This is a genomic window from Streptomyces sp. NPDC002690, assembly GCF_053592415.1.
Map to the genome: position 1 here is coordinate 1 of NZ_JBSFVR010000421.1, position 5993 is coordinate 5993.

General features: G+C 74.7%; 6 protein-coding genes. 4 read left to right on the forward strand and 2 right to left on the reverse strand.

Annotation, left to right across the window (positions count from 1 at the left end):
* Positions 1–132: 132 nt before the first annotated feature.
* Entirely contained in the window at positions 133–618 is a 486-nt protein-coding gene (locus tag ACWD3D_RS32280; RefSeq protein ID WP_451464281.1) for a heme-degrading domain-containing protein, read from the reverse strand.
* Complete coding sequence (locus tag ACWD3D_RS32285; protein ID WP_451464282.1) at positions 615–1754, reverse strand: Gfo/Idh/MocA family protein; 1140 nt, start codon at positions 1752–1754, stop codon at positions 615–617. The genes ACWD3D_RS32280 and ACWD3D_RS32285 overlap by 4 nt, the downstream gene beginning before the upstream one ends.
* On the opposite strand from ACWD3D_RS32285, the gene ACWD3D_RS32290 reads away from it, so the two are divergent.
* The 4 genes from ACWD3D_RS32290 to ACWD3D_RS32305 all read left to right on the forward strand — a co-directional run.
* The gene (locus tag ACWD3D_RS32290) at positions 1753–2958 is read left to right on the forward strand and encodes an ROK family transcriptional regulator (RefSeq protein ID WP_451464283.1); all 1206 of its coding nucleotides are present in this window, start codon (positions 1753–1755) and stop codon (positions 2956–2958) included. The two genes, ACWD3D_RS32285 and ACWD3D_RS32290, sit on opposite strands and share 2 nt — an antisense overlap.
* Positions 2959–3212: 254 nt before the next feature.
* Complete coding sequence (locus ACWD3D_RS32295; protein ID WP_451464284.1) at positions 3213–4421, forward strand: peptidase; 1209 nt, start codon at positions 3213–3215, stop codon at positions 4419–4421.
* 190 nt (positions 4422–4611) lie between these two features.
* On the forward strand, positions 4612–5391 hold the full coding sequence (locus tag ACWD3D_RS32300; RefSeq protein WP_451464285.1) for an HAD-IIA family hydrolase: 780 nt from the start codon (positions 4612–4614) through the stop codon (positions 5389–5391).
* A gap of 80 nt (positions 5392–5471) precedes the next feature.
* On the forward strand, positions 5472–5993 hold a 522-nt coding region (locus ACWD3D_RS32305), incomplete at its 3' end, for a hypothetical protein (protein ID WP_451464286.1).

Below are 5993 nucleotides of genomic sequence, written 5' to 3' on the forward strand. Positions count from 1 at the left end.
GGCAAGGACATCCGCCAGGGCATCCCGCTCGCCATCGAGAACTACGCCCTGCTGCACAAGCTGTGGCGCGAGGCCCCGCGCGGACGTCGATGCGCGGGGCCCCCGGGGCGTACGTACGGGTGCGGGTCCGGGTCAGCCTTCCAGCGTCGCCAGGAACTCCTCCAGGCCCTGGACGACCAGGGCGTGGTCCTCGGCCTGGGGGAGGCCCGAGACGGTGACGGTGCCGATGACACCCGCGCCGTCGACGGTGATCGGGAACGAGCCGCCGTGCGCGGCGTACGTGCCGAGCGGCAGGCGGGACGAGTCCTCGAAGGTGGTGCCCTTCGCGCGGAAGCGGGTGCCCACCAGGTAGGAGCTCTCGCCGTAGCGCTCGACGACCTTGCGCTTGCGGTCGATCCAGCCGTCGTTGTCGGCGCTGGAGCCCGGGAGCGCGACGTGGAACAGCTGCTGCGTGCCGCGCCGGATGTCGATGGCGACCGGGGCGTTGCGCTCGCGGGCCAGCCGGACCAGCAGGGTGCCCAGCGCGTACGCGTCCTCGTAGCCGAAGCGGGGCAGGGTCAGCCGGCGCTCCTGGGCGAGCAGTTCGGAGACGGTCGGGGCGTCGGGGCGGGCGCTCATGCCTGGGGCTCCTCGGTGCTCGGCGTGCCGGTGGGCCGGGCGGTGCCCGGCTGCGGGGCCAGGGTGACGGCGGTGCCGTCCCGGGCGGAGCGGCGGGCCGCCTCCAGGACGTCCAGCGCCGCTGCCGCCTCCAGGGCGGTGACCGGGTTCTCGCCGGTGCCGCGCAGGGCGGCGGCGACGCCCGCGTAGTACGCCGGGTAGTCGCCGGGCGCGGTACGGACCGGCACGCCGCCGCCGGTCAGCGGCGACTCGCCCGAGCCGAGCCGGCCCAACAGGCCCTCGGGCTCCTCGCCCCACGGCTCCTTGCCCGTACCGGGGCGGTGCCCCTCGCGCAGCGCCGCCTCCTGCGGGTCCAGGCCGTACTTCACATAACCGGCCTGCTGGCCCAGCACCCGGAAGCGCGGGCCGAGCTGGGCGGTGGTGGCGCTGGCGTACAGGTGCGAGCGGACGCCGCTCGCGTGGGTGATCGCGATGAAGGTGTCGTCGTCGGTCGCGGCGCCGGGGCGGCGGGCATCCGACTCGGCGTACACCCGCACCGCGGGGCCGAACAGCACCAGCGCCTGGTCGACGATGTGGCTGCCCAGGTCGAAGAGGAGCCCGCCGATCTCCTGCGGGTCGCCCGACTCGCGCCAGCCGCCCTTCAGCTGCGGGCGCCACCGCTCGAACCGGGACTCGAAGCGCTGCACCTCGCCGAGTTCGCCGTCGGCCATCAGCCGGGCGATCGTCAGGAAGTCGTTGTCCCAGCGGCGGTTCTGGAAGACCGAGAGGAGCAGCCCGCTCTCCTCGGCGAGCGCGGCCAGCTCACGGGCCTCGGCGGCGGTACCGGCGATCGGCTTGTCCACGACGACCGGCAGCCCGGCCGCCAGGGCGGCCTTCGCGACCGGGACGTGCGTCTTGTTCGGGGTGGCGATCACGACGAGGTCCAGCTCGTCGGCGCGTGCCCACAGTTCCTCGGGCGAGCCGGCGAAGCGGACGTCGGGGAACTCGGCGCGGGCCTGTGCCCGGCGCTCCTCGTTCGACGTGACGACCGTGTCGAGCACCAGGCCCTCGGTCGCCGCGATCAGCGGGGCGTGGAAGACGGAACCCGCCAGGCCGTAGCCGACGAGCGCGACGCGGAGGGGATCGGTGGAAGTCATGCCACCACTTAAGCAACGCTGTTGCCAAAGTGCAAGCGGGGCCCACAATGGGGTGGTGAACACCAGCGATACCAGCGATTCCCGCGGCGGCCCCGGCGTCGGCGCGCGCAACGGCACCGGGGTCAACCTCCCGGCCCTGCGCCACCACAACGCCGCCCTCGTGCTCGACCTGCTGCGTGGCGCCGGCGGCGACGGCATCAGCCGGCTCGAACTGGCCGAGCGCACCGGGCTCACCCCGCAGGCCGTCAGCAAGATCACCGCCCGGCTGCGCGCGGAGGGTCTCGCCGCCGAGGCGGGCCGCCGCGCCTCCACCGGTGGCAAGCCGCGCACCGTGCTCCGGCTCGTCCCGGACGCCCGGCACGCGGTCGGCCTCCACCTGGACCGGGACGAGCTGACCGCCGTCCTCGTGGACCTCGCCGGTACGCCGGTCGCCGTCCGGACCGCACCGCTCGACCTCGGCGCACCGGCGGCCGAGGTGGTCGCGGGCGCGGCGGACGCGGTGGCGGAGGTGAGCGCGTCGGCGGCGCCCGGAGACGGCCCGGCCGTGCTCGGCGTGGGCGTGGCGGTCCCCGGCCCGCTCGACCACCGCGACGGGGTACTGCACCGGGTCACCGGTTTCCCGCAGTGGGACGGGTTCCCGTTGCGGGAAGCCCTCGCCACCCGCACCGGCCTGCCGGTCTCCGTGGACAAGGACACCAATGCCGCCGCCCTCGGCCTCGCCCTGAGCGACCCGGGCGCGGGCGACTTCGCCTACCTCCACCTCGGTACGGGCCTGGGCGCCGGGCTCGTTCTCGGCGGGGCGCTGCACCGGGGCGTGCGCACCGGCGCGGGCGAGTTCGGGCACCAGACCCTCCTCCTGGACGGTCCGCCGTGCGGCTGCGGCGGGCGCGGCTGTATCGAGGCGCTCTGCCTGGCGGCGGTGGACCGGGGCGACGTCGCCGAGGCCGCCCGGGTGCTGGGCGCGGGGGCCGCCAACCTCGTCGCGCTGCTCGACATCGACCGGGTGGTGCTCGGCGGGCGCACGGTCGCGGCGCACGAGGACGCCTACGTGCGGGGCGTGCGCGCCGTGATCGATGAGCGCGCCCGGCGCGAGGGCGCCCACACGCCCGTACCGGTCGCGGTCGCGGGTGGCGGAGACCACCCGGTCGCCGAGGGGGCCGCCCAGTTGGTCCTCGGCCCGCTCTTCGGGCGGACGGCGGAGTAGTCGGGCGGTCCGGGGCGTGTCCGGAGCACGCTCTGGGGCCGGTCGGCGGAGGGCGGGACGAACCGCATGCCCGCCGGGCGGGTGAGCTCCCGGCGTGTCAGTGTGATGTTCGTATCCATGCCTGGCAGGGTCTCCGCCGGTACGCCGGTGGTTCCTCCGCGCCGGTCGCTCGCGAGCTGTGAAGGGTGCCTCCCATGCCCCCCGGACCTCCCGCACGACTGCGATCTCTTGCACGACTCCGACCTCCCGCGCGGTTGCGCGACGGGCGGGCGCTCACCTCACTCGGCCTGGCCGCCGGGATCGCCGTACCGGGCGCACTGCTCGGCGGGCCACCGACCTCGGCGACGGAACACTCCGCCGCCGCGTCCGTCGTCGCGGACCAGCAGCCCGCCTGCGGCGACCGGGACGCCAGGGACTTCCCCATCGACACCCGTATCCACGGCGGCCCGGACACCTACGCGTCCGGCGGCGGCTACGGAATCTGGTACCTGGATCTCGTCAACACCACCACGGAGTCCTGCCGCGCCCTGCACCCCGTACTCGTCCTGACCGACCAGGACCGGCAGCTGGCGCCGGAACAGATCCAGCTCGCGTACGCGGAACGGGCGGGTACGGAGCCGGGCGCCGGGACCGAGCACCGGGTCGGCTGGGAGACCACCGACCGGAACGAACAGATCGGGGTCTTCGGCAGCGGCGAGGCCGGCGACGACTTCGAGGGCTTCACCGTCCCCGCCGGACGCACGGTCACCGTCCGCGTCCGGATGGCCTTCACCTCCGACACCCGGCCCGGGAAGGTCGTGGCCAACGCGGCCGTCGTGCAGCGCCGCCCGGCCGCGCCCCCCTCGAACGCGGTGGCGGACGGGTCCGTCGTGGCCCCGGACGGGGACTGGGTGGGCGAGTCGGAGGACTACCCGTTCTCCATCGTCGAAGGGGACATCGAGGGCGGCGCCGACCTGGTGCTCCCCGACGAATCGGGGATGGAGGACCTCCTCACCGGCGCGGAGGCGTCCGACGGGTCCGGTACCGGCGAGGACCGGGGGACCGGCGGCACGGACCCCGGCGACGGGACCGGTACGGACGCGGGCGCGGGTACGGGCGCCGGTACGAGTACGCCGGCCGGCGCGGACGGAAGGACCGCCCCGGGCGGGACGAGTACCCCGGGCGCCGATCCCCGTACGACCACCGGCCCCGGCCCCCGTACCGGTACCGCTCCCCGCACCGACACCGGCCTCAGCGCCTCCACCGGCCCGAGTCCGTCCCCCGCGCCCACCGCGCCCACCCTGCCTCCGGGCGGCGTCGAGGTACCGCGCGACGCCGCCGGCAACCCGCTGCCCGAACTCGCCCGGACCGGCCGCCCGGGGCGTGCGACGGCCCTTCGGACCGGCGCGGCGGCAGCCGGGCTGCTGTTCGGCGGCACGACCGCGCTGTTCCTGGCCCGTCGCATGCGGCGTGGCCGGGGCTGAGGCCACCGGGCCGCGCGCCCGCACCGCATCCCCCTCGCGCCGCCCGCCGCGATTCACGCGATCCCACCTCGTCCGCATGATCGATACGGGCCACCTTTCGGCCTAAACTCGGGGCGTCGGCGCTGCACACCGCGGTGCCGCCGGCGTCCAGCACCTCGTGTGCACCGTGCGTACGGCAGGAGTCCGTGTGATGGCAGAGCGCAAGCCGATCGAGTCCTGGCTGACCGACATGGACGGGGTCCTCATCCACGAGGGCACTCCCATTCCCGGCGCGGACGCGTTCATCAAGCGGCTGCGGGAGTCGGGGAAGCCCTTCCTCGTCCTCACCAACAACTCCATCTACACCGCCCGCGACCTCCACGCCCGACTCAGCCGCATGGGCCTGGACGTCCCGGTCGAGAACATCTGGACGTCCGCGCTCGCGACCGCCCGGTTCCTGGACGACCAGCGCCCCGGCGGCACGGCGTACGTCATCGGCGAGGCGGGTCTCACCACCGCGCTGCACGACATCGGCTACGTCCTCACCGACCACGACCCCGACTACGTGGTGCTCGGCGAGACCCGTACGTACAGCTTCGAGGCGCTGACCAAGGCGATCCGGCTGATCAACGCGGGCGCCCGTTTCATCTGCACCAACCCGGACGAGACCGGCCCCTCCGCCGAGGGCCCGCTGCCCGCCACGGGTTCCGTCGCGGCCCTGATCACCAAGGCCACCGGCAAGGAGCCGTACTTCGCCGGCAAGCCCAACCCGCTGATGATGCGGACCGGGCTCAACGCCATCGGCGCCCACTCCGAGACCAGCGCCATGATCGGCGACCGGATGGACACCGACGTGCTGGCCGGACTGGAAGCCGGGATGGAGACGTTCCTGGTGCTCACCGGGCTCACCACCACCGCCGACATCGACCGCTACCCCTTCCGCCCGTCCAACGTGGTCGACTCCATCGCGGACCTCGTCGGCCTGGTCTGACCTCCGGACCGTCGCCCGACCGGGCGACAGCGGATGCGAAAAGCGCGCGTACGGGTGAACCTGCCAGCAGGAGGTTCACGATGCGTTCACTATCCCTCACCATCTGTGCCACCGCGGCGGTCGCGGCGATAGCCGTCTCCGCGCCCGCCGCGTCGGCCGCCCGGAGCGACGACGGCGCCCTCAGGGTGACCCCGTCCACCATCGCCCCCGGCGGCGAGGTCGAACTCTGGTCCGACGCCTGCGGCAAGGGCAAGGAGGGCGTCGGCGAATCCGACGCGTTCGTCTCCTCGGTGCGGTTCACCCCCGCCGACGGGAAGGGCCTGCGTGCCCAGGCCCGTATCCGGTCCGGCGCCGAGGCCGGCCGGTACGACGTCACCCTGTTCTGCGAGGGCAGGGCCGGCAAGGACAGCCGGGCCACCGGCACCCTCACCGTGGTGCACCACGTCCGGCCGACCCCGGTCGCCCCCGTCCACGCCGGTGGCGGCGGCACCGCCGTACTCGCCGAACAGGCCGAGGACTCCGACGGGCCCGGCATCCGCCACGTGGCGGCCGGAGAGCCCCATCTGCACGTACACCTCAGGCTGCCCGACCCGACCACGGCG

Bases quoted from the DNA above. Each gene is read 5' to 3' on its own strand.
- ACWD3D_RS32280 (WP_451464281.1), bottom strand. From the start codon at position 618: ATGAGCGCCCGCCCCGACGCCCCGACCGTCTCCGAACTGCTCGCCCAG.
- ACWD3D_RS32300 (WP_451464285.1), top strand. From the start codon at position 4,612: ATGGCAGAGCGCAAGCCGATCGAGTCCTGGCTGACCGACATGGACGGG.
- ACWD3D_RS32285 (WP_451464282.1), bottom strand. From the start codon at position 1,754: ATGACTTCCACCGATCCCCTCCGCGTCGCGCTCGTCGGCTACGGCCTG.
- ACWD3D_RS32290 (WP_451464283.1), top strand. From the start codon at position 1,753: ATGCCACCACTTAAGCAACGCTGTTGCCAAAGTGCAAGCGGGGCCCAC.